We start from the raw sequence: 20,462 nt of genomic DNA, 5'->3' as shown, positions 1-20,462 counted from the left end.
CAAAGACACCTCATCAACATCAGAAAAAACGAGACCCCAGCATGAGCAACTCCGGCCGCGCCGACGCCCTCTTAGCAGACCTGCCCCGCGACGGCCGTGGCCGGCTCAAGGTGTTCCTCGGCGCGGCACCCGGCGTGGGCAAGACCTACGCCATGCTGCAAGCGGCGCACACCCAATTGCGCCAGGGCGTGAAAGTCATTGCCGGCGTCGTCGAAACCCACGGTCGAGCCGAAACCGAAGCGCTGCTCGGCGGCCTGCCGCAGCAGCCGCTGGTGCGTTCGCAATACCGTGGCGTGATGCTCGAGGAAATGGACCTTGACGGCTTGCTCGCCGCCAGGCCGAAGTTGGTGCTGGTGGACGAGCTCGCCCACAGCAACGCCCCGGGCAGTCGTCATGCCAAGCGCTGGCAAGACATCCAGGAACTGCTTGCCGCCGGCATCGACGTGTACACCACCGTCAACGTCCAGCACCTGGAAAGCCTCAACGACCAGGTACGCGGTATCACCGGCGTGCAGGTTCGCGAGACCTTGCCCGACTGGGTGTTACAGGAGGCCTACGAGCTGCTGCTGATCGACTTGCCACCCCGCGAGTTGCTCGAGCGCCTGCGCGACGGCAAGGTGTATGTGCCGGAGCAGGCGAGGGCGGCTATCGACGCGTTCTTCACCCAGACCAACCTCACTGCCCTGCGTGAGATGGCGATGCAAACCGCAGCGGCCCAGGTCGATAATGACCTGACCCAAGGTTATCGCCAGCTCGGCCAGGCGGCGCCCACCGTGCGCGGTCGGCTGCTGGTGGGTGTCGACGGCGATGACCAGGCCGAGCGGCTGGTGCGCCATGCCAGCCGGGTGGCCCAGCGACGGCACCTGCCTTGGAGCCTGGTGCATGTGGACAATGGCCGGGTGGCCGACGAGCAATCGCGCCTGCGCCTGCAAAGTGCCCAGCAACTGGCGGAGCGACTGGGCGGCGAAGTGGTGTTACTGCGCGCCGGTGAAGTGGCGAAAACCCTGATCCAGCATGCGGCCGAGCGACGTGCCAGCCTGGTGCTGGTTGGCCAGTCCCGGCAGCGCTGGCGTCGGCGGGTGTTCGGTGGCGGCCTGGCATCGCGCTTGCTGCGCGATGCCCGTGGGCTGGAAATCAACGTCCTGGACAGCGACCACACACAGGATCAACCGCGCTTGCGGTCGCCGCGTTCGCTTGTCTGGTTCGACTATGCGCTGGCGGTGTTGGCGACGTTGCTGGCCAGTGCCCTGGCCTGGGCGGTGGCCAGTGTCCTGCCGTTGCCGAATATCTCGCTGGTGTTCCTCGCCGCGGTGCTGCTGGTGGCGGTGCGCAGCAGCCTGGGCCCGGCGCTGGTGTGTGCGGCGCTGTCGTTCCTGACCTATGATTTTTTGTTCATTCCGCCGAATTTCTCCTTGAGTATCCAGCGCGAAGAAGACGTGCTGACCTTGCTGTTTTTCCTGCTGATGGCAGCGCTCACCGGCAACCTCGCGGCGCGCCAGCGTCAACAATTGCAGGCGCTGCGCGACACCCAGGAAGAGACCAGCGAACTGCTCGACCTGTCGCGCAAGCTCACGGCCGCCACCGACCGCCAGGCCGTGGTCAGCGCCGCCGCGCAGCATCTCGACGGCTGGCGCGATGCGCAGGTGTGCCTGCTCAATCGCGATGGACCGGCTGCCTGGAAAGTCGAGACCGGCGGCCCGCTTGAATTCACCGAGGCCGAGCGTGCGGCTGCGGACTGGGCCTGGCAACACGACCAGCCCGCGGGCGCTGGCACTGGCACGTTGCCGTTCGGCCGTTGGTGGTGGTGGCCGTTGTCCGTGGACGATGGACCGCTGGCGCTGTTGGGTGTCTGCGCCAAGGAGGGCCAGACGCTGAGCGGCCAGCGCCGACGTCTGTTGACCGCCTTGAGCCAGCCACTGGCTCAGGCCTTGGCGCGTGCACAACTGGCACAAGACCTGGAGGCGGCGCGTCTTCACGGTGAAACCGAACAACTGCGCAGCGCCTTGCTCGCCTCGGTGTCCCACGATTTGCGGACGCCGCTGACCGCCATGCGCGGCAGTATCGACAGCTTGTTGGCGTTGGGCGAAGCAATCCCGCTCCAGGACCGTCGCGAACTGCTCGAAGGCACCCGCGATGAAGCCGAGCGCCTGGACCGTTACATCCAGAACCTGCTGGACATGACTCGTCTGGGCCACGGTGCGCTGAAGCTGGCACGGGACTGGGTGGCGCCGGCCGATATCGTCGGCAGTTCGCTGAGTCGCCTGCGGGCGGTACTGGCGCCACTTCAGGTGAGCGTGGATGTGCCGGCCCAGTTGCCGCTGCTGTACGTTCATGCGGCGCTGATCGAGCAGGCGCTGGTCAACGTGCTGGAAAACGCCACACGTTTTTCTCCCCTGCACGGTCGTTTGCAGGTGCAGGCAGGTGTGAAGGAAAACGAGCTGTTTTTCTCGGTCAGCGATGAAGGGCCGGGGATTCCCGAGGCTGAGCGGGCGAAGATTTTCGACATGTTCTACACCGCCGCGCGCGGGGATCGGGGCGGGCAGGGCACGGGGCTCGGGCTGGCGATCTGTCAGGGCATGGTCGGCGCCCATGGTGGACACATCAGCGTTGGGGACGGCATCGAGGGGCGCGGTACTTGCATCGCCCTGCACCTGCCGTTGCAGGAGCAACCTGCCGACGAAGACGAGGGCTGAGCCTTGAATCCTCAAGCCAGAACCCGCAAGCCTGATACTCTTTGGATCTCCCCATGCCGCGACCGCCAACCATGAGCCAGACCACGACCATCCTGGTCATTGACGACGAACCGCAGATCCGTAAATTTCTTCGCATCAGCCTGGCTTCCCAGGGCTACAAGGTCCTGGAGGCCGGGACCGGCACCGAAGGCCTGGCGCAAGCGGCACTGAGTAAACCCGACTTGCTGGTGCTCGACCTCGGCCTGCCGGACATGGACGGCCAACAGGTACTGCGCGAGTTTCGTGAATGGTCGACGGTGCCAGTGCTGGTGTTGTCGGTGCGTGCCAGCGAAGGACAGAAGGTCGAGGCGCTGGATGGCGGCGCCAACGACTACGTGACCAAACCGTTCGGCATTCAGGAATTTCTAGCCCGGGTGCGTGCGTTGTTGCGTCAGGTGCCGGCGGGGGACGCTCAGCAGGCAGCACTGAGCTTCGGCCCGCTGACCGTGGACCTGGCCTATCGCCGGGTGTTGCTCGAGGGTGTGGAAGTGGCGTTAACCCGTAAGGAATACGCAGTGCTGGCGCAACTGGCGCGGCATCCCGGGCGAGTCATCACCCAGCAGCAGTTGCTCAAGGACATCTGGGGGCCGACCCATACCGAAGACAGTCATTACCTGCGGATCGTGGTCGGGCATCTACGCCAGAAACTGGCCGACGACCCGACCCGGCCGAGGTTTATCGTGACCGAGGCGGGCGTGGGTTATCGGTTGTTGGGGCAGGGGTAGTTTACAGTTTTGTATTGATTGCACTGGCGCTATCGCTCCCACATTGGTCCTGTGTACACAGTTCCCCTGTGGGAGCGGGCTTGCTCGCGAAGAGGCCGCGACAGCCACCCCAGAACCGTCAGGACTCGCGCTCACTCTCATACCGATCCAACGTGTCCCGTGCAATCTCCCGCCCCAGCGCGATCAACTCCGGTGCCTTGTAGAACTCGAAAAACCGGCACACCCGCTTCGGCACGTTGATCAGAATGTCGGGTGGATAACCGGCGATCTTGTACTGCGCCAGCGACGTCTGCATCACTTCGAAGCTCTGGTTGATAAGGTCCAGCAGGGACGCCGGCCCGACGTTATCGATGATGAACGAGCCGGTGGCCGATTTCGGTGCGCCATCGCGCTCCGGAGCGGCCGCCGGTTGCTGGGCTTCGGGTGCGGCGGATTCGATCCATGGATTGATCTCGGCGGCCTCGGCGATCAAGGCTTCTTTCTCGAGTTGCAGCAGCTTTTCCGCCTGCTTGCGCCGGAACGGCATTTTCGAACCCACCGAACTCATCAGGTTGTCGAAACGTGTGCGGAAGGCGGCGGGACGCTGGATCACCGGCAGTTTGTAGTGACCCTGGTTGGTCGAGTTGAGGTTCACCGCGATGATCAAGTCGCAATGGCTGGACACCACCGGCACGATCGGCAACGGGTTGAGAATGCCGCCATCCACCAGCATGCGGTTGCCCTGCATGACCGGGGTGAACAGGCTGGGAATGGCGGCCGAGGCGCGCATCGCCTGGTGCAGGCAACCTTCCTGGAACCAGATTTCCTGCTGGTTGGTCAGGTCGGCGGCCACTGCCGTGTAGGGAATGCGCAGGTCCTCGATATTGATCTCGCCGACGATCTTGCGGATCTGCCCGAAGACCTTTTCCCCGCGAATCGCGCCGAGGCGAAAACTGACATCCACCAGGCGCAACACATCCAGGTAGTCCAGGCTTTCGATCCAGTCGCGGTATTCATCCAGTTTGCCGGCGGAATAGATCCCGCCCACCACTGCCCCCATCGAGCATCCGGCGATACAGGCAATGTCATAGCCACGCCGTTCGATCTCCTCGATGACCCCGATGTGGGCGTAACCCCGCGCTCCCCCGGAGCCCAGTACCAGCGCGACGCGCTTTTTCATGAATCGCCCTCGTCTGTCCAGGCTCAACAATGCACCCATCAAGGGGGGCGCTTCAATCGCCGGAGTCGCTCCACCCCCTGAACGCGTCGTTTTTTCGACACTCGATGATAGCAGATGGTTATTCTTACCAACGCTAGAGTTTCAGCTGCAGGCCAAGGCACTTTTCACGTGTGGCAACGTCTTAGCAGCACGACTGTTTCCAATATCGAGGAGTAAATGATGAAAGCGTGGATCTGCGTGCCGATGATTGCCCTGGCACTCGCTGGTTGTGCCGGTAAAACCGCTTATCGTGAGAGCTGCGGGAGCCAGATCGATGCCGCGTGGCATGAGCTGGACCTGGCCAAGGCCGAAGGCTTTGCCGGTACGGTCAGTTACTCCAAGGCGCTGTCGCTGCTGACCGGGGCCAAGACCCAGCAGCAGTTCGAAGCCTACGAGGGCTGCACCAGCAAGGCGGAAAAGGCACGCTTCTACATTCGTGAGTCCCGCGCGGGCCGTTGAGGCATGATGCAGGATTGAGCCTGGGATGCAGGGAGTAAACGATGTCTGCTTTGGTTGATCGGTTGGTGGCCCATGTCCTGGGTATCGAGGTCCGCTTGTTGGCCTGTCAGGCGCGTTTACAGGCGCGCACTGACCCCGAGGCGCTTCACGATCTGCGCACCACGGTTCGCCGTTTGCGCAGTCTGCTGCGGCCGTTGCGCGGTTTGCCGGGGGTCGAGCAACTGGAAGAGGCGGCCTCCCGGGTCGGCCAACTGACCACACCACTGCGTGACCGCGAAGTGCTGGCGGCCTATCTGGTTGAGCACAACCAGCCCGAGGCGGCACGGCGGCGCATGGCGCAGATGGCCCAGGCGTATCCGGCGGTGGCGGCGAGCACCGAGCTCACGCAGTTACAGACTATCCTCGCTGCCTTCCCGCGTTTTCTGCGCGCAGCGCAACATCAGGGGTTACTCAAGGGGTTGCGCAGGCAGATCGAGAAACGCCTGGCCAAACAGTGGAAGATACTCGATGAGGCCCTGCACGATCCGGCGCATGATCGCCACCGCCTGCGCCTGCTGATCAAGCGCGTGCGCTACGGCATAGAAGCCTACCCGGAACTCGATCGCCTGCCGAAACCGGCCTTGCCCAGACTCAAGTCTGCACAGGGCGCCCTGGGTGACTGGCACGATGCCTGGCAATGGCTGGCCCGCGCCGAGGAAGAGGCCGATCTGCAACCGTGCGTGGCCGCGTGGAAAACCACCCTGGCCGAGGCCGAAGGCCGTGCCGACAAGGTGCTCGATAAACTCAGCAAGGCCTGCTTCAAATCCTGAGTCGAACACCGCCCCCACCTGTGGGAGCGGGCTTGCCCGCGATGAGGCCAGCACTTGCAACATCAATGTGACTGACCGATCGCTATCGTGGGCAAGTCGAATCGTCGCACCACCGCCCCCACAGGGGCGGGTTGCGCAGACAGATCGGCCCATCTGTCAGTGATTTTGTCCGGAATAAACCCTGTGCCAGCCCCCGGTGCTCGCTAATATCCCTCCATCCTTTTTCGGTTCCTGAGGTCCTCATGCGCTTTTCCGATCTGCTCGATGCCGTCCGCAGCCAGCCGTTGGAGCTATCTATCCCGGCCGAATGGGCGCAGGGCCGGGCCAGCTTCGGTGGGCTGGTGGCGGCGCTGCAATACGAAGCCATGCGTGCGAAGGTCCCCGCCGATCGTCCCGTGCGGTCGCTCGCGATCACCTTTGTCGGGCCCGTCGAGCCAGAAGTGCCGGTCCGTTTCGAAGTCGATGTGCTGCGCGAAGGCAAGGCCGTCAGCCAGGTACTGGGGAGGGCTGTGCAGAAGGGCCAGGTCGTGACGTTGATCCAGGGCAGCTTCGGCGCCTCGCGGCCGTCCGAGGTGGCGGTGGCCGCCACGTCTGCTCCATCGATGAAGCACTGGGACGAGTGCCAGGAGCTGCCTTACGTCAAGGGCGTGACCCCGGAGTTCATGCGCCATCTGGCGATGCGTTGGAGCGTGGGCGGTCTGCCGTTCAGTGGCAACAAATCCCGCGAGATGGGCGGCTGGGTGCGCTTGCGTGGGGACGTAAAGGAAGAGGCGGTGAGTGAGTCGCACATCCTGGCACTGGTCGATGCCTGGCCACCGTCGCTGTTGCCGCACCTGAACAAACCGGCGATGGGCAGCACGCTGACCTGGACCATCGAATTCGTCCAGCCGTTGCTCGAGCTGAGCACACTGGACTGGTGCAAATACCTGGTTGAAATCGAACATGCCGCTGACGGCTACGGTCACGCGGCGGCCAAACTCTGGAACGTGGACGGTCAGTTGATCGCCATGAGTCGGCAGACCGTGACGATTTTCGCCTGATCAGTTTCGACGGTGGCGTTCACGCCAGGCGCGCCACCAGCCACCGCTGAGTAAAAAACGCGGAAAGGTCAGGAACTGCTCGACCATTAAACGCGACACCGCGTCCTTACGATCACTGAATGGCTCGGAGGCTTGCGCCTCCAGACTGTGGCCGTGGCGTTGCAGGCCCAGGGCCGCCAGCAAGCCGATGACGCCAATCGCGAAATTCGCAAAGTTCAGGCTGAACACCCCGGACACCATCAGCAAAAATGCCACGATGAACAGCGGCACGGCAATCAGGTGCAGCACCAGGTTGGTCGGGTGCTGGTGGTTGCCCGGATACGCGCGCCATTGCCAGGCGGGGAGGTTGGGGTGACGTTTGCCCATGATGCCGATCCTTAATCCATGTTGAACATGATTGAAGAATAGGCGTGGGACGGGAGGGGAGCGAATCGAGGTTGGCTATTGGGGTGATAGGCGGTCATGTCTTGGATAGGTGTTGACCGGGTAGGCACCATCGCGAGCAAGCTCGCTCCTACAGGGAGGGCGGGTTCCACTGTAGGAGCGGGCTTGCCCGCGATGCGGTCTCAGAGCTTCAGCTGACCAATCGCCTTGCTCAACTCCCCAGCCAGCGCCGCCAGCTCATTACTGGTCGTCGCCGAATCCACCGTTTGCTGCACGGTATTCTCGGTCACATCACGAATACCCACCACCGCACGGTTCATCTCTTCGGCCACCTGGCTCTGCTGTTCCGCAGCCACGGCAATCTGCGTGTTGCTTTCACGCATTTGCGCGACGGCGCCGGTGATCTCCACAAGCGCGGCTCCGGCTTCCTGCGCCTGTTGCACGCAATCGTCGGCCTTGTACGAGCTTTCCTGCATGAAGTCCACGGCATCCCGAGTGCCGGCCTGTAGCGCCGAGACCATCAGCGTGATCTCGTCGGTGGAAATCTGCACGCGCTTGGCCAGGTTGCGCACTTCATCGGCCACCACGGCAAAGCCACGCCCCATTTCCCCGGCGCGGGCCGCTTCGATGGCCGCGTTCAATGCCAGCAGGTTGGTCTGCTCGGCGATGCTGTGGATCACGTTGACCACACCGTTGATCTTCTGGCTGTCCTCGGCCAGGCGCTGAATCATCTCGGCGGTCTGTTGCACGCCTGTGGACAACCCGGCAATCGACTTCTGCACACGAATCACCACTTCCTGGCCACTGCCGGCCAGGGTGTCGGCCGATTGCGAGAGGTCGCGGGTGGCGCCGGCGTGTTGGGCGATGTGGTGCACGGTGGCGGTCATTTCATTGATGGCCGTGGCCGCCTGGTCGGTTTCGCTTTGCTGGCCGAGCATGCCGTGTCGCACCTCGTTCATGCTCGAGGCCAGGCGCGCCGCGCCGACATCGAGCTGCCGAGCGGTGTTGGCCACGGTGTTGACCACCCGCTGATAACCGGCCTGCATCGCGTTGAATGCGCCGGCCATCTGGCCGACTTCGTCGGAGCACGCCAGCGGCACCCGTGCGGCTAGATCGCCGGTTTTCTCAACGTGCAGCATGACGTCTTTCAAGGTGTTGAGTTGGCTCAGCAGGAAGCGGATCAGCAACTGCGAGGCGCCAAGCATCGCCAGCATCAGGATGAACACCGCCACCGCGTAGTTGACGAAACGTTCGCCGAACACCTGGACCAGGCTCGGGCCGTGGGCGATCACGGCGACGCGCTGACCATCGGTGCGGGTCAACACCTCGGCACCCATCAACGGGTTCTCACCAAACAGCGGCATCGAATGGAATTCGACCCAGCCGTTGGCGTCCGTCAGTGCCTGGACGGGTTGCCCGTTCAACACAGGCGCCTGGCCACGGTTGAAGGTCAGCAGGTTGTCGTTCTTGGGCAACGCCTGCCCGGCCGGCCAGGCGGCGAGCAATCGCGCCTGGGCCTGGGCAGATGCCTGAGAAGCGTGGCTGCGGGCCTGCTGCTCGAGCTGTACGGCGTACAACACCAGCAACAATGTCGTGACGAAGGCGACCGCGTTGACCGCCCAAAATTTATATTTCAGCGAGATATTGCTAATCCAGGCACCCATGGAGGTTTTCTCTGATAGCGGAAACAGCATTGGCAAGGTGCCAGCATTGTGCCGCATACCGTGCCGTGGATGTTGATATGCGTCAACCTTCCCGTCGTCGCACCCGCCCAGCGATGAACGGCGTAATGCGCTATTCTTCGCGCCTTCAAAATTCCCTCGCTACAGGACATCGCCCATGAAAGCCGCACTCGTCGAACTCATCAGCAAAATCAGCTCCGGGTGCATGGGCGAAGACGAAATTCTCAAGATCGCCGATGAGGCTGCGCAAGCCTACGCAGACCCCGGTGCTTTTCTGGCAGCCATTCCGGACATCAACTACGACGACACTTTCCCGATTCCATTGGGCGAGTGGGTCGTGGTCGGCAGCCTGCCGGAAACGGTGCTGTTCCAGGCTGACACTTACATGGACCTGTTTGCGCAGATCGTCGCTTCGTTCGGCCCGGACGTGACGTTCAACATCAAACCCAAGCAACTTGCGAAGACCGAGGCCTTGACCGCGCTCAATCGCATCCAGGTGCAGATGGGCAGCATGAACAAGGAAAATGGCGGTTACACACTGTTGAATTTCAGCCAGTTGCTCGACGACGAATTGCAGGTGGTGCTGGTCTACGGCAACGACGTCCCGCGTGTGCTTGAGCTGTGCGCTCAAATCGGCATCGCTGCCGCACCATCCCTCGAAGCATTAAAAGTGGCGATCCACGTTTAATCGAATAAAACGGAACCCTGGCAACGGCCGACTATTCTAAGAGGCACACCACTCTTAGTAGGGAGCGACACCATGGGTTCAACGTTCAATGGCCTGATTGGCCTGATCATTCTTGCCCTGGACATCTGGGCCATCATCAACGTGCTGAAAAGCGGCGCCAGCACCGGGATGAAAATCATCTGGGTGCTGCTGATCCTGCTCCTACCGGTTCTGGGCCTGATCATCTGGGCCATCGCCGGACCGCGAGGTAATGTGCGGATCTGACACTATTCCCACGACACCACCGACCCTGTAGGAGCTGGCTTGCCAGCGATGGCAGCGCTGCGATCTGTCTGAATGACTTCAGTGAAGCCATCGCAGGCAAGCCAGCACCTACAGAGGTTTGGTCCAGCCATCAACAGAGGTTCGACCTGTCATCTTGCGCAACGTAGAATGCGCGCCTTTCCATTACGGGCGGGTCACCGTCCGTTGCAACCCGCATTCCTCGGAGCACTTCCCATGACCACCATCCCGACAGGCGAGTACCTGGAAACCCTCTACGAAGGCTACGGCCAGCGTTTTCGCATGGAAAAACTGCTGCATGAAGTGCGCACCGAACACCAGCACCTGGTGATTTTCGAAAACCCGCGCATGGGCCGGGTCATGGCGCTGGACGGCGTCATCCAGACCACCGAAGCCGACGAGTTCATCTACCACGAAATGCTCACCCACGTGCCAATCCTGGCGCACGGCAACGCCAAGCGCGTGCTGATCATCGGCGGTGGCGACGGTGGCATGCTGCGTGAAGTGACCAAGCATCGCAGCGTCGAGCACATCACCATGGTCGAGATCGACGGCACCGTGGTGGACATGTGCAAGGAATTCCTGCCGAACCACTCCAAAGGTGCGTACGAGGACCCACGCCTGAACCTGGTGATCGACGACGGCATGCGTTTCGTCGCCACCACCACTGAAAAATTCGACGTGATCATCTCCGACTCCACCGACCCGATCGGCCCGGGCGAAGTGCTGTTCTCGGAAAACTTCTACCAGGCCTGCCATCGCTGCCTGAACGAAGGCGGCATCCTGGTAACCCAGAACGGCACGCCGTTCATGCAGATCGAAGAAGTCAAAACCACTGCCGGGCGCCTGCGCAGCCTGTTCCCGGACTGGCACTTCTACCAGGCCGCAGTGCCGACCTACATCGGCGGTTCGATGACCTTCGCCTGGGGCGCGACCGACACCGCGTACCGCAAACTGTCTCGCGAAACCCTGCAACAGCGCTTCGCCGGCAGCGGCATCGTCACCCGCTACTACAACCCGGAAATCCACCTGGGCGCTTTTGCCTTGCCACAATACGTCCTGCAGGCAGTGAACAAGCCAAGCAACGACTAAAGGCTTAAACACCCCCCCATGTAGGAGCGAGCTTGCTCGCGATAGCGGTAGACCAGTCGCCAGTTTTATATCTGGCACACCGCCATCGCGGGCAAGCCCGCTCCTACAGTGGAGTCCTGCTATTTATTTGTATCTGTGCATCGCAATCCATGTGAACGTTCCCCCAAGGCCAAAGTCCAGATAAATGTGAACCCACATACGGGTTTGTTCGAGGAGGCTTTGATGCAAAAGTGGAAAGTCACTTTCGTGGATGATCACGGCGAAACAGTCGATGAAGTCTTTGAGTGTGAGCAGTGCCCGGATAACGAGCAAGCCGCCAAACTCATCAAGGCTCGGCTCCTGCCAGTCGCCGCCGAACTGGATCTGAACGATCTGGAAGGGCGAACCAGCGACGCGAGTGTAAAAAGTCTCAAGATTCAGAACAGCATACAAATCCTCGGTATCTCCCCCGTCTGAAACACCTCACCGCACATCTGCTACAACCAGGCCTTGGCAGCTCGACTTGCAAGGGGCTAATCTGCAAGCGAGATCAGCGAATGGATCGCTAAGGTCTGGTCTTGTCAGCTACATGCTTGTTCCCATCGCAGTGCCCGCGTTGTTTGTGCGGGCGTAGGGAGTACGGAAAGTCTATCCATCGGTTTAAGGAGGACGTTTCATGAGCACAGAAGCCTATCAAGAAGACATCAGCAGCTCGGTGCTGCGCCGCATGAAAGAAGGCGGTTTCGATTTTTCACGGTTCCATCCCATCGAGTTCTACGCCATTTTCCCGGACGAGGAGCGGGCGCGCAGGGCGGCAGGGCATTACTGTGGTGAATCCTTGAATGCACAAGTCAGCGCGCGCGACGATGGCGCATGGTCTCTGGAACTGAGCAAAGTGATGTACGCCACCTACGACGGTATCGGCGACTTTGAGCAGGATTTCGAGGCCGTGGTCGAACCGCTCGGCGGCATCATCGAAGGATGGGGCGTCAAGCAGGAGGTGCGAGGGCGACTCGCCTGACATTATGACCGCACTCAATAACGGCTGACCTTCGGGTTGGCCGTTTTCGTTTGAGCAGGGTGAAACCCGTCTTGGCAAAATCCTGAAACAAGAATAGATGACAAAAAAAAGCCGCCTGGGGAGGCGGCTAAAAGGGAAGTTCGGGGAGCAAATCCAGCGAATGGGTGGATTATCCGCATCGACAGCCGAGCAGTGAAATCAACTCTGGCTATGCTGCTGATAGACCGCAGTATTGCCTTGCAATGAAGCGGGGATGATCAGGTTGGAGCATTTGTCGCACAGGAATGGTGCGGCCAATGCAGTTTGAATATCCAACCGATTGATATTAAAGCGTTTATGCCGATGGCACGGGCCTTGCGAAGGCCTGTTAGTCCGGGTGACAAGGAGTACGGCATGATCCGCACCTATTACGATGAAATGTACGATGCCGGCGGCCAGGTTCGCCCGCATTACCGGGAATTTGCCCGTTGGCTGGCCGAAACGCCGGATGAGCTGCTGGCTCAGCGCCGTCGCGAAGCCGATCTGCTGTTCCATCGCGCCGGGATTACCTTCACGCTCTATGGGGACGAGCAGGGCACCGAGCGCCTGATTCCCTTCGACACCATCCCGCGCAGTATCCCCGCCAGTGAATGGCGGATTGTCGAGCGCGGCTGCATCCAGCGGGTCAAGGCGTTGAACATGTTCCTCGCCGACCTCTACCACGAGCAGCGCATCATCAAGGCCGGCTTCATCCCGGCCGAGCAGGTGCTGGCCAACGAGCAGTACCAGTTGGCGATGCAGGGGCTGGATCTGCACCGCGATATCTATTCGCACATCTCCGGCGTCGATCTTGTGCGCGATGGCGATGGCACGTACTACGTGCTCGAAGACAACTTGCGCACCCCCAGCGGTGTCAGCTACATGCTCGAAGATCGCAAGATGATGATGCGGCTGTTCCCCGAGTTGTTCTCGACCCAGCGCATCGCGCCGATCGACCACTACCCGAACCTGTTGCTCGACACCCTGAAAAGCTCCAGCCCGATCGACAACCCCAGCGTGGTGGTGCTGACGCCGGGGCGCTTCAACAGCGCGTTCTTCGAGCATGCATTCCTCGCCCGTGAAATGGGCGTCGAGCTGGTGGAAGGCGCCGACCTGTTCGTGCGCGATGACAAGGTGTTCATGCGCACCACGGACGGGCCGAAAGCCGTCGATGTGATCTACCGCCGGCTCGACGACGCATTCCTCGACCCGCTGGCGTTCAATCCGGATTCGATGCTCGGTGTTCCGGGGCTTTTGTCGTCCTACCGCTCAGGGAACGTGGTGCTGGCCAATGCCATCGGTACCGGCGTGGCAGACGACAAGTCGGTGTATCCGTTCGTCACCGACATGATCCGTTTTTACCTGGATGAAGAGCCGATCTTGAAGAACGTTCCTACATACCAGTGTCGTAATCCTTCCGAGCTTTCCCACGTCCTGGCCCATCTGCCGGACCTGGTGGTCAAGGAAACCCAGGGTTCCGGCGGTTACGGGATGCTGGTGGGGCCGGCCGCGACGACGGCGGAGATCGAGTCGTTCCGCGCGCGCATCAAGGCCAAGCCCCATGCTTATATCGCGCAACCGACGTTGTCTTTGTCGACCTGTCCGACCTTCGTCGAGAACGGCATAGCACCGCGGCATATCGACCTGCGCCCGTTTGTATTGTCAGGCCGCGAAACCCGGGTCGTGCCCGGTGGTTTGACCCGCGTTGCCCTGCGAGAAGGCTCCCTGGTGGTGAATTCCTCCCAGGGTGGCGGAACCAAGGACACCTGGGTGGTCGAGGATTGAAGGAAGCCTGCCATGTTAAGTAGAACTGCCTCGGATTTGTATTGGATGTCGCGTTACCTGGAGCGGGCGGAAAACCTCGCCCGGATGCTCGACATCAGTTATTCGCTGTCGCTGATGCCCCAGGACGGTCGTGGCGATGGTTTGCACGAACTGGCCATGCCGTTGCTGATCACCGGCACCCTGGACGATTACCTGGCGCGTCACGGCGAATTGCACGCCGAACGCCTGCTGCATTTCTTCGCACTGGACGCGGCCAACCCGGCGAGCATCTACAGCTGCCTCGGTGCCGCGCGGGCCAGCGCCCATGCGGTGCGTGGGCGGATTACCGCCGACATGTGGGAAAACATCAATGCCACCTGGCTGGAAATTCGCGGCATCGCCGAACAGGGTTTAAGTCGCTATGGCATGAGCCGTTTCTGCGAATGGATCAAGGAGCGTTCGCACCTGTTCCGTGGCGCGTCCTATGGCACGATCATGCGCAACGATGCATTCCGTTTCATTCGACTGGGCACCTTTGTCGAACGGGCCGACAACACCTTGCGCCTGCTCGATGCCCGCTACGAAATGGCCGGCGACCAGGCCGAAGCGGTCAGCGACGGCACGGCTCACGCCTATTACCAGTGGAGTGCGTTGTTGCGCGCCCTGTCGTCGTTCGAGGCGTACACCGAAATCTACCGCGATGCGCCAGGTGCCCGGCAGGTCGCGGAACTGCTATTGCTGCGCGTCGACGTGCCGCGCTCCTTGCGGGCCTGCACCGAGGAAATCGACCAGATCCTTGCTCAGTTACCCGGTGCCAACGGCCGGCCTGCACAACGTCTGGCGGCGGAAATGGACGCCCGCCTGCGTTACACAGGCATCAATGAAATCCTCGAGGAAGGCCTGCACGCCTGGCTGACCGAATTCATCCCGCTGGTGCGCCAGTTGGGCAATGCCATACACAGTTCCTACCTGGAGGCGGCATGAGACTTTCCATTAGCCACGAGACCACCTATCACTATGAAGACCAGGTGCGCGCCAGCATCCAGTATCTGCGCCTGACGCCCCACGACAGCGAGCGCCAGCACGTGCTCAGCTGGCAACTGGACCTGCCGCGTCCGGTGCGTGCGCAGCTCGATCCGTTCGGCAACATCCTGCACGTGCTGACCATGGACGAGCCGCACGAAGCGATCATCATTGGCGCTCGGGGTCAGGTCGACATCGACGAACTGCGCGAAGCCGAGCACGAGAGCCAGTCGGCGCTGCCGTTCCTGCGGTTCACCCGATTGACCGAAGCCGACGAATCCTTGCGCGCATTTGCCGAAAAAACCTGCAAGACCCGCCGTGATCGCACGGCGCTGATCGACCTGATGCACGGCCTGAATGCGCACATGACGTACACGCCGGGCTCCACCGAAGTCGATACCAGCGCGTCCCAGGCCTTCGCCGGGCGTTCCGGTGTTTGCCAGGACCACACCCACGCATTCCTGGCCTGCGCCCGCAGCCTGGGCGTTCCTTCGCGTTATGTATCGGGCTATCTGTACAGCGAGAACTCAGAGCACCTGGCCAGCCATGCCTGGGCGGAAGCCTGGCTGGACGATGCGTGGTACAGCTTTGACGTGACCAATGAACTGGCCCGCCCCGAGCGTCATCTGAAGCTTGCGGTAGGCCTGGATTACCTGGACGCATGTCCGGTACGCGGAATGCGTCGGGGCGGGGGTTGCGAGCAGATGCACGCGAAAGTGCTGGTGTCGCCGACGCCGGTGATTTCGGCGGTGCAGCAATAAATTCAACGCCCCCCTACAGGGGGGCGGGTGCTGATCAGGGCTTAACCTTCCGCCCAGCCATGTGTTTCAAATACCCCACCAGCATCTCCAACTCCGCATCGGGCAACACCGCTGCCGCAAACCCGGGCATCTTCGCCTGCGGCCACTGCCGCAGGCTCTGCGGATCACGGATGTAGCGCTTGAGGAAGTCCGCCCCGAAATACTCGGTCGGGTTGAACGGGATATTCAGATCCGGGCCAAACTGTGCGTCACCTTCGCCATTGAGGCGATGACACGCCAGGCAGTTTTTCTGGAACAGCGCAAAACCCTGGTTCACCGGATCGTCTACCTTCAACTTTGGATCGGGTAACAGGGCCGGAAAACGCTCGGCCACCGGCGCCAGGCGCTTGATCGCGGCGACCTGGAACGGCCATTGTTCCGGGCTGATGTGCCCGGCCCTTGGATCGGTCCACACCAGATAAAACGGTCCCGCGCTCGGCTTGCCCGCCGACAGCGCCGGCCAGGGTTTGGCGGGGTCTTCAATCGCCAGCCAGGCCCGCGAGCCCTTGGTATCGAGCAACGGCGCAGCGGCCAGCTCGGCGGCGAACCCATCCAGCGCCACGGCTTGCAGGTGATCCTGTGGCGTGACGCCTGTGAGCAACGCGGCGAGAGGCACGGCGCGATAGTCCATGTCCTTTTTATAGGAAACGTCGTCCTTGATCGTGATGGTCTGGAGCTGTGGATGCTTGAGCAAGTCTTCGGTTTGCCAGGTGCGGCTGGTTGCGCCCAGCTCCAGGTTCAGCTGTGCGGCATACAGGGGCGAACCCACCAACAGTGCCCCGATCAGAAAAAGCGTTTTCACATGTTCGCCGCCCATGTCGTGGAAGTGCCGCCAAGGGTGGCACAGCCATGCTGGCCCGGGTAGCGGGCCAGTCACATTTTTAACGAGGCGATAAAAACTGTGTCAGCCAATCACCTTGGTCAGGTTCGGCACGATCAACAACAGAGTAGTGGCGAAGAGAATGAGCCCGGCTTGACGAACTTTCGAATGTTTGAACATGGCTTGACCGCCTTTATTGTTATTTCCTGATGCCTGCCTGCATTTCTCCATGACGGCAGAGCGTTGCACTTCCTGTTTGACGAGCGCTCGGCAAAACCCGACGACAACTTCGTACATGTTCACCTTAGGGCTCGTTGAGGCCCGCGTCAGCCGTGGCTTAGATCCATTTCATATGGTGAAGTTAAATAAAGCTTTAAAAACGGCATGAGGCCTATTGCCAGCTTCTTTGCCGGCCTTTTACTAGACGGCTCGGGATGCTGAGACGGTTCATCCGGTAGTCGACTACCGTTCGTCTGAGCGTGTCCGTCAACCCGGCTGAGCATTGCGGTCATTGATTCGGCGGCGGCTCGGCATATGGTGAAGGCTCGATATTTTCACCGTCAGGTTCTGTCATGACCCAAGCTCTGATTTTCGACGCGTTACGCACGCCCCGTGGCAAAGGCAAGGCTGACGGAGCCTTGCACAGTGTCAAACCAGTGAATCTGGTGGCGGGATTGCTCACCGCCCTGCAACAACGCACCGCACTGGACACCCGTCAGGTGGATGACGTGGTCCTGGGCTGTGTGACGCCGGTGGGCGACCAGGGGGCCGACATCGCCAAGACGGCGGTGCAGGTGGCCGATTGGGACGTCAGCGTGGCGGGCGTGCAGATCAATCGCTTCTGCGCATCAGGGCTTGAGGCGGTCAACCTCGGGGCGATGAAAATACGCTCCGGTTTCGAGGATCTGGTGGTGGTCGGTGGCGTCGAGTCGATGTCCCGGGTGCCCATGGGCAGCGACGGTGGTGCGTGGGCGCTGGACCCGGAAACCAACCTGCACAGCCATTTTACTCCGCAGGGCGTGGGCGCGGACCTGATCGCCACACTGGAAGGCTTCAGTCGCGAAGACGTCGATGCCTACGCGCTGCATTCCCAGCAGAAGGCCGCACGGGCCAGAGCCGACGGAGCGTTCAGCAAGTCACTGGTGCCGGTGCGCGACCAGAACGGCATCCTCCTGCTCGACGTTGATGAATTCATCCGCGCCGACTCCACCCTCGAAGGCCTGGGCAAACTCAAGCCGAGCTTCGAGATGATGGGCCAGATGGGTTTCGACGCCACCGCGCTGCGGGTCTACAGCCATGTGGAACGGATCAACCACGTGCACACGCCGGGCAACAGCTCCGGCATTGTCGACGGGGCAGCCTTGATGCTGATCGGCTCCGAAGCGAAGGGCCGCGAACTGGGCTTACAGCCACGGGCGCGGATTGTCGCCACGGCCGTCACCAGTACCGACCCGACCATCATGCTGACCGGCCCAGCGCCGGCGACGCGCAAGGCGTTGGCCAAGGCTGGGCTGCGGGTCGAGGACATCGACCTGTTCGAGGTCAACGAGGCCTTCGCCTCGGTGGTGCTGAAGTTCATCAAGGACATGGCCATCGATCCGGACAAGGTCAACGTCAACGGCGGCTCCATCGCCATGGGCCATCCGCTGGGTGCCACCGGTTGCGCGATCCTCGGCACCCTGCTCGACGAACTGGAAGCCCGAAGCCTGCGTTTTGGCCTCGCGACCCTGTGTGTCGGCGGCGGCATGGGCATTGCCACCATCATCGAACGCCTTTGAGCCTTCAAGGAAGCCTCTTCATGACGCAAGCCATTCGCTACGAACAAGGCCAGGACCGGATCGTCGTCCTGACCATCGACATGCCGGGCCAGACGGCCAACACCATGAACGCGGTGTATCGCGAGGCCATGGCCGTCTGCGTCGCTCGCCTGGTGACGGAAAAAGACAACATTGCCGGCGTGATCATCACCTCGGCCAAGAAAACCTTCTTCGCCGGCGGCGACCTGAACGAGCTCATCAAGGTCGGCAAGCCCCAAGCCAAAGCCTTCTACGACATGGTGCTGACGCTCAAGAGCCAGCTGCGAACCCTGGAAACCCTGGGCAAACCGGTGGTCGCCGCGATCAACGGTGCGGCGCTTGGGGGCGGTTGGGAGATTTGCCTGGCCTGCCATCATCGAGTGGCGCTGGACAATTCGTCGGTACAACTCGGCTTGCCGGAAGTCACCCTGGGCTTGCTGCCGGGTGGCGGTGGGGTGGTGCGCATGGTGCGCATGCTCGGTCTGGAAAAAGCCTTGCCGTATCTGCTGGAAGGCAAGAAAGTCCGCCCCCAGCAAGCCTTGCAGGCGGGGTTGATCGATGAACTGGCGGCCGATGGTGATGAGTTGCTGGCCAAGGCGCGGGCCTGGATCCTGGCCAATCCGGTGGCAATACAGCGCTGGGATGTAAAGGGTTATCAGATTCCGGGCGGTACGCCATCGCACCCCAAAGTCGCGCAAATGCTGGCAATTGCGCCGTCGATCCTGCGCACCAAAACCCAGGGATGCCTCCCGGCGCCGGAGAAAATTCTGTGCGCTGCAGTGGAGGGTGCGCAGGTGGACTTCGACACCGCACACCTGATCGAAACCCGCTACTTCACCGAACTGACCACGGGCCAGATTTCGAAGAATCTGATTGGCACCTTCTGGTTCCAGCTCAACGAAATCAACGCCGGCGGCTCACGGCCCCAAGGGTTCGCACCGTACGTCACGCGTCGAGTCGGTGTGCTCGGGGCCGGCATGATGGGGGCGGGCATAGCCTTCGTCAGCGCCTCGGCGGGTATCGAAGTGGTGCTCAAGGACATCGATACGACGGCAGCCGAGAAGGGCAAGGCGCACTCTGCGGCATTGCTGGACAAGAAGGTCGCCCGTGGCCACATGACCTCCGAGCAGCGCGAAGCGATTCTGGCGCGTATCCATCCCACCGCAAGCGATGCAGACCTGGTCGGTTGCGACCTGATCATTGAAGCGGTGTTCGAAGATCGTGAGCTCAAAGCCAGGGTGTCATGCGCCGCCCAAAATATCGCCGGAGAGGATGCGGTGATCGCCTCCAACACGTCGACATTACCGATCACTGGCCTGGCTACGGCCGTGCCGCATCAGGGTAAATTCATCGGCCTGCATTTCTTCAGCCCTGTTGAGAAAATGCCGCTGGTGGAGATCATCAAGGGCGCAAACACCAGCGATGAAACCCTGGCTCGTGGTTTCGATTTCGTCCTGCAAATCAGGAAAACGCCGATTGTGGTCAACGACAGTCGCGGTTTCTTCACGTCGCGGGTGTTCGGTACCTTCACCAACGAAGGCATCGCCATGCTCGGCGAGGGTGTGAGCGCCGCGATGATCGAAACCGAGGCACGCAAGGCAGGCATGCCTATCGGGCCTCTTGCGATCTCTGACGAAGTTTCCCTCAGCCTGATGAGCCATATCCGTCAACAAACTGCGAAAGACCTGAAAGCGGAAGGCAAGCAAATGGTCGAGCACCCAGCGTTTGCCGTCATCGATTTGTTGCTCAACGAGTACAAGCGGGCGGGCAAGGCCGCTGGCGGTGGTTTCTACGACTACCCGGCGGGTGGCCAGAAACACTTGTGGCCGGCGTTGAAAACCCGTTTCGAGAAAACCGACGGGCAGATTTCCCCGAAAGATATACGAGATCGCCTGCTGTTCGTGCAAGCCATCGAAACCGTACGTTGCGTGGAGGAGGGCGTATTGACCTCGACGGCGGACGCCAACATAGGTTCGATCTTCGGCATCGGTTTTGCGGCCTGGACCGGCGGCGCGTTGCAGTTCATCAATCAGTACGGCGTTAAGGACTTCGTCGCGCGCGCGCAGTATCTGGCCGAACAGTACGGCGAACGGTTTCTCCCGCCGGCCCTGTTGCTGGAAAAAGCGGCCAGGGAGGAAGTGTTTTAAACG

20 protein-coding genes are annotated in these 20,462 nt (G+C 61.4%); 15 read left to right on the top strand and 5 right to left on the bottom strand.

Annotated features, from left to right (window positions below; genetic code table 11):
- Positions 1–41 precede the first annotated feature (41 nt).
- A complete protein-coding gene (locus AB4O36_RS17850; protein WP_460139893.1) occupies positions 42–2,693 on the top strand; it encodes a DUF4118 domain-containing protein in 2,652 nt (883 codons plus the stop codon).
- Between the two features lie 71 nt (positions 2,694–2,764).
- Positions 2,765–3,457: a response regulator gene (locus tag AB4O36_RS17845; protein WP_460142156.1), complete on the top strand. Its 693-nt coding sequence runs from the start codon at positions 2,765–2,767 to the stop codon at positions 3,455–3,457.
- A gap of 118 nt (positions 3,458–3,575) precedes the next feature.
- On the opposite strand, the gene AB4O36_RS17840 is transcribed toward AB4O36_RS17845, so the two are convergent.
- Positions 3,576–4,616 (bottom strand): patatin-like phospholipase family protein, encoded by a 1,041-nt coding sequence (locus AB4O36_RS17840; RefSeq protein ID WP_460117006.1) that lies wholly within the window; start codon positions 4,614–4,616, stop codon positions 3,576–3,578.
- A 219-nt stretch (positions 4,617–4,835) separates the two neighbouring features.
- On the opposite strand from AB4O36_RS17840, the gene AB4O36_RS17835 reads away from it, so the two are divergent.
- The 3 genes from AB4O36_RS17835 to AB4O36_RS17825 all read left to right on the top strand — a co-directional run bounded on the left by AB4O36_RS17835 (position 4,836) and on the right by AB4O36_RS17825 (position 6,963).
- The gene (locus tag AB4O36_RS17835; protein WP_368553346.1) at positions 4,836–5,114 is read left to right on the top strand and encodes a hypothetical protein; all 279 of its coding nucleotides are present in this window, start codon (positions 4,836–4,838) and stop codon (positions 5,112–5,114) included.
- Positions 5,115–5,155: 41 nt separating this feature from the next.
- The gene (locus AB4O36_RS17830; protein WP_460139892.1) at positions 5,156–5,923 is read left to right on the top strand and encodes a CHAD domain-containing protein; all 768 of its coding nucleotides are present in this window, start codon (positions 5,156–5,158) and stop codon (positions 5,921–5,923) included.
- Between the two features lie 242 nt (positions 5,924–6,165).
- On the top strand, positions 6,166–6,963 hold the full coding sequence (locus AB4O36_RS17825) for an acyl-CoA thioesterase (RefSeq protein WP_460117004.1): 798 nt from the start codon (positions 6,166–6,168) through the stop codon (positions 6,961–6,963).
- Here the strand turns inward: AB4O36_RS17825 and AB4O36_RS17820 are convergent, their stop codons facing one another.
- Positions 6,964–7,329 carry a terminase gene (locus tag AB4O36_RS17820; RefSeq protein WP_460117003.1) on the bottom strand — a complete coding sequence of 122 codons (366 nt, stop codon included), beginning with the start codon at positions 7,327–7,329 and terminating at the stop codon, positions 6,964–6,966.
- A 200-nt stretch (positions 7,330–7,529) separates the two neighbouring features.
- Positions 7,530–9,011: a methyl-accepting chemotaxis protein gene (locus AB4O36_RS17815; RefSeq protein WP_460117002.1), complete on the bottom strand. Its 1,482-nt coding sequence runs from the start codon at positions 9,009–9,011 to the stop codon at positions 7,530–7,532.
- Between the two features lie 175 nt (positions 9,012–9,186).
- On the opposite strand from AB4O36_RS17815, the gene AB4O36_RS17810 reads away from it, so the two are divergent.
- The 8 genes from AB4O36_RS17810 to AB4O36_RS17775 all read left to right on the top strand — a co-directional run bounded on the left by AB4O36_RS17810 (position 9,187) and on the right by AB4O36_RS17775 (position 15,657).
- Positions 9,187–9,717 carry a hypothetical protein gene (locus AB4O36_RS17810; protein WP_460139891.1) on the top strand — a complete coding sequence of 177 codons (531 nt, stop codon included), beginning with the start codon at positions 9,187–9,189 and terminating at the stop codon, positions 9,715–9,717.
- Between the two features lie 72 nt (positions 9,718–9,789).
- On the top strand, positions 9,790–9,981 hold the full coding sequence (locus AB4O36_RS17805) for a PLDc N-terminal domain-containing protein (RefSeq protein ID WP_131062453.1): 192 nt from the start codon (positions 9,790–9,792) through the stop codon (positions 9,979–9,981).
- A 234-nt stretch (positions 9,982–10,215) separates the two neighbouring features.
- Positions 10,216–11,091 (top strand): polyamine aminopropyltransferase, encoded by an 876-nt coding sequence (gene speE, locus AB4O36_RS17800; protein ID WP_460139890.1) that lies wholly within the window; start codon positions 10,216–10,218, stop codon positions 11,089–11,091.
- A gap of 222 nt (positions 11,092–11,313) precedes the next feature.
- The gene (locus AB4O36_RS17795; RefSeq protein ID WP_460116999.1) at positions 11,314–11,547 is read left to right on the top strand and encodes a hypothetical protein; all 234 of its coding nucleotides are present in this window, start codon (positions 11,314–11,316) and stop codon (positions 11,545–11,547) included.
- 199 nt (positions 11,548–11,746) lie between these two features.
- Positions 11,747–12,091: a ribonuclease E inhibitor RraB gene (locus AB4O36_RS17790; protein ID WP_192301951.1), complete on the top strand. Its 345-nt coding sequence runs from the start codon at positions 11,747–11,749 to the stop codon at positions 12,089–12,091.
- Positions 12,092–12,484: 393 nt separating this feature from the next.
- Positions 12,485–13,894 (top strand): circularly permuted type 2 ATP-grasp protein, encoded by a 1,410-nt coding sequence (locus AB4O36_RS17785; protein WP_460139889.1) that lies wholly within the window; start codon positions 12,485–12,487, stop codon positions 13,892–13,894.
- Positions 13,895–13,906: 12 nt separating this feature from the next.
- A complete protein-coding gene (locus tag AB4O36_RS17780; protein WP_460116997.1) occupies positions 13,907–14,857 on the top strand; it encodes an alpha-E domain-containing protein in 951 nt (316 codons plus the stop codon).
- Positions 14,854–15,657 (top strand): transglutaminase family protein, encoded by an 804-nt coding sequence (locus AB4O36_RS17775; protein ID WP_460139888.1) that lies wholly within the window; start codon positions 14,854–14,856, stop codon positions 15,655–15,657. Before AB4O36_RS17780 ends, AB4O36_RS17775 begins: the two co-directional genes overlap by 4 nt.
- 34 nt (positions 15,658–15,691) lie before the next feature.
- Here AB4O36_RS17775 and AB4O36_RS17770 read toward each other — a convergent pair whose 3' ends face one another.
- Both AB4O36_RS17770 and AB4O36_RS17765 read right to left on the bottom strand, forming a co-directional pair.
- A complete protein-coding gene (locus tag AB4O36_RS17770) occupies positions 15,692–16,513 on the bottom strand; it encodes a c-type cytochrome (protein WP_460139887.1) in 822 nt (273 codons plus the stop codon).
- An 87-nt stretch (positions 16,514–16,600) separates the two neighbouring features.
- A complete protein-coding gene (locus AB4O36_RS17765) occupies positions 16,601–16,819 on the bottom strand; it encodes a hypothetical protein (protein ID WP_460126897.1) in 219 nt (72 codons plus the stop codon).
- Between the two features lie 269 nt (positions 16,820–17,088).
- Between AB4O36_RS17765 and AB4O36_RS17760 the strand changes: the two genes are divergently transcribed.
- Together AB4O36_RS17760 and AB4O36_RS17755 are read left to right on the top strand one after the other, a co-directional pair.
- The gene (locus AB4O36_RS17760) at positions 17,089–18,294 is read left to right on the top strand and encodes an acetyl-CoA C-acetyltransferase (protein ID WP_460139886.1); all 1,206 of its coding nucleotides are present in this window, start codon (positions 17,089–17,091) and stop codon (positions 18,292–18,294) included.
- A gap of 20 nt (positions 18,295–18,314) precedes the next feature.
- On the top strand, positions 18,315–20,459 hold the full coding sequence (locus AB4O36_RS17755; protein WP_460139885.1) for a 3-hydroxyacyl-CoA dehydrogenase NAD-binding domain-containing protein: 2,145 nt from the start codon (positions 18,315–18,317) through the stop codon (positions 20,457–20,459).
- Positions 20,460–20,462: the final 3 nt, after the last annotated feature.

Source organism: Pseudomonas sp. S2_E01 (assembly GCF_054668365.1).
Note: the sequence above shows the minus strand (reverse complement) of the source record. Positions and strands in the feature narration are given on the sequence as shown.

Excerpts from the sequence above, each read along its gene's own strand:
- AB4O36_RS17780 (WP_460116997.1), top strand. The coding sequence starts at position 13,907 with ATGTTAAGTAGAACTGCCTCGGATTTGTATTGGATGTCGCGTTACCTG.
- AB4O36_RS17790 (WP_192301951.1), top strand. The coding sequence starts at position 11,747 with ATGAGCACAGAAGCCTATCAAGAAGACATCAGCAGCTCGGTGCTGCGC.
- AB4O36_RS17770 (WP_460139887.1), bottom strand. The coding sequence starts at position 16,513 with ATGGGCGGCGAACATGTGAAAACGCTTTTTCTGATCGGGGCACTGTTG.
- AB4O36_RS17755 (WP_460139885.1), top strand. The coding sequence starts at position 18,315 with ATGACGCAAGCCATTCGCTACGAACAAGGCCAGGACCGGATCGTCGTC.
- AB4O36_RS17760 (WP_460139886.1), top strand. The coding sequence starts at position 17,089 with ATGACCCAAGCTCTGATTTTCGACGCGTTACGCACGCCCCGTGGCAAA.
- AB4O36_RS17785 (WP_460139889.1), top strand. The coding sequence starts at position 12,485 with ATGATCCGCACCTATTACGATGAAATGTACGATGCCGGCGGCCAGGTT.
- AB4O36_RS17810 (WP_460139891.1), top strand. The coding sequence starts at position 9,187 with ATGAAAGCCGCACTCGTCGAACTCATCAGCAAAATCAGCTCCGGGTGC.
- AB4O36_RS17845 (WP_460142156.1), top strand. The coding sequence starts at position 2,765 with ATGAGCCAGACCACGACCATCCTGGTCATTGACGACGAACCGCAGATC.
- AB4O36_RS17830 (WP_460139892.1), top strand. The coding sequence starts at position 5,156 with ATGTCTGCTTTGGTTGATCGGTTGGTGGCCCATGTCCTGGGTATCGAG.
- AB4O36_RS17775 (WP_460139888.1), top strand. The coding sequence starts at position 14,854 with ATGAGACTTTCCATTAGCCACGAGACCACCTATCACTATGAAGACCAG.
- speE (WP_460139890.1), top strand. The coding sequence starts at position 10,216 with ATGACCACCATCCCGACAGGCGAGTACCTGGAAACCCTCTACGAAGGC.
- AB4O36_RS17850 (WP_460139893.1), top strand. The coding sequence starts at position 42 with ATGAGCAACTCCGGCCGCGCCGACGCCCTCTTAGCAGACCTGCCCCGC.
- AB4O36_RS17805 (WP_131062453.1), top strand. The coding sequence starts at position 9,790 with ATGGGTTCAACGTTCAATGGCCTGATTGGCCTGATCATTCTTGCCCTG.
- AB4O36_RS17795 (WP_460116999.1), top strand. The coding sequence starts at position 11,314 with ATGCAAAAGTGGAAAGTCACTTTCGTGGATGATCACGGCGAAACAGTC.
- AB4O36_RS17840 (WP_460117006.1), bottom strand. The coding sequence starts at position 4,616 with ATGAAAAAGCGCGTCGCGCTGGTACTGGGCTCCGGGGGAGCGCGGGGT.
- AB4O36_RS17825 (WP_460117004.1), top strand. The coding sequence starts at position 6,166 with ATGCGCTTTTCCGATCTGCTCGATGCCGTCCGCAGCCAGCCGTTGGAG.
- AB4O36_RS17820 (WP_460117003.1), bottom strand. The coding sequence starts at position 7,329 with ATGGGCAAACGTCACCCCAACCTCCCCGCCTGGCAATGGCGCGCGTAT.
- AB4O36_RS17835 (WP_368553346.1), top strand. The coding sequence starts at position 4,836 with ATGAAAGCGTGGATCTGCGTGCCGATGATTGCCCTGGCACTCGCTGGT.
- AB4O36_RS17815 (WP_460117002.1), bottom strand. The coding sequence starts at position 9,011 with ATGGGTGCCTGGATTAGCAATATCTCGCTGAAATATAAATTTTGGGCG.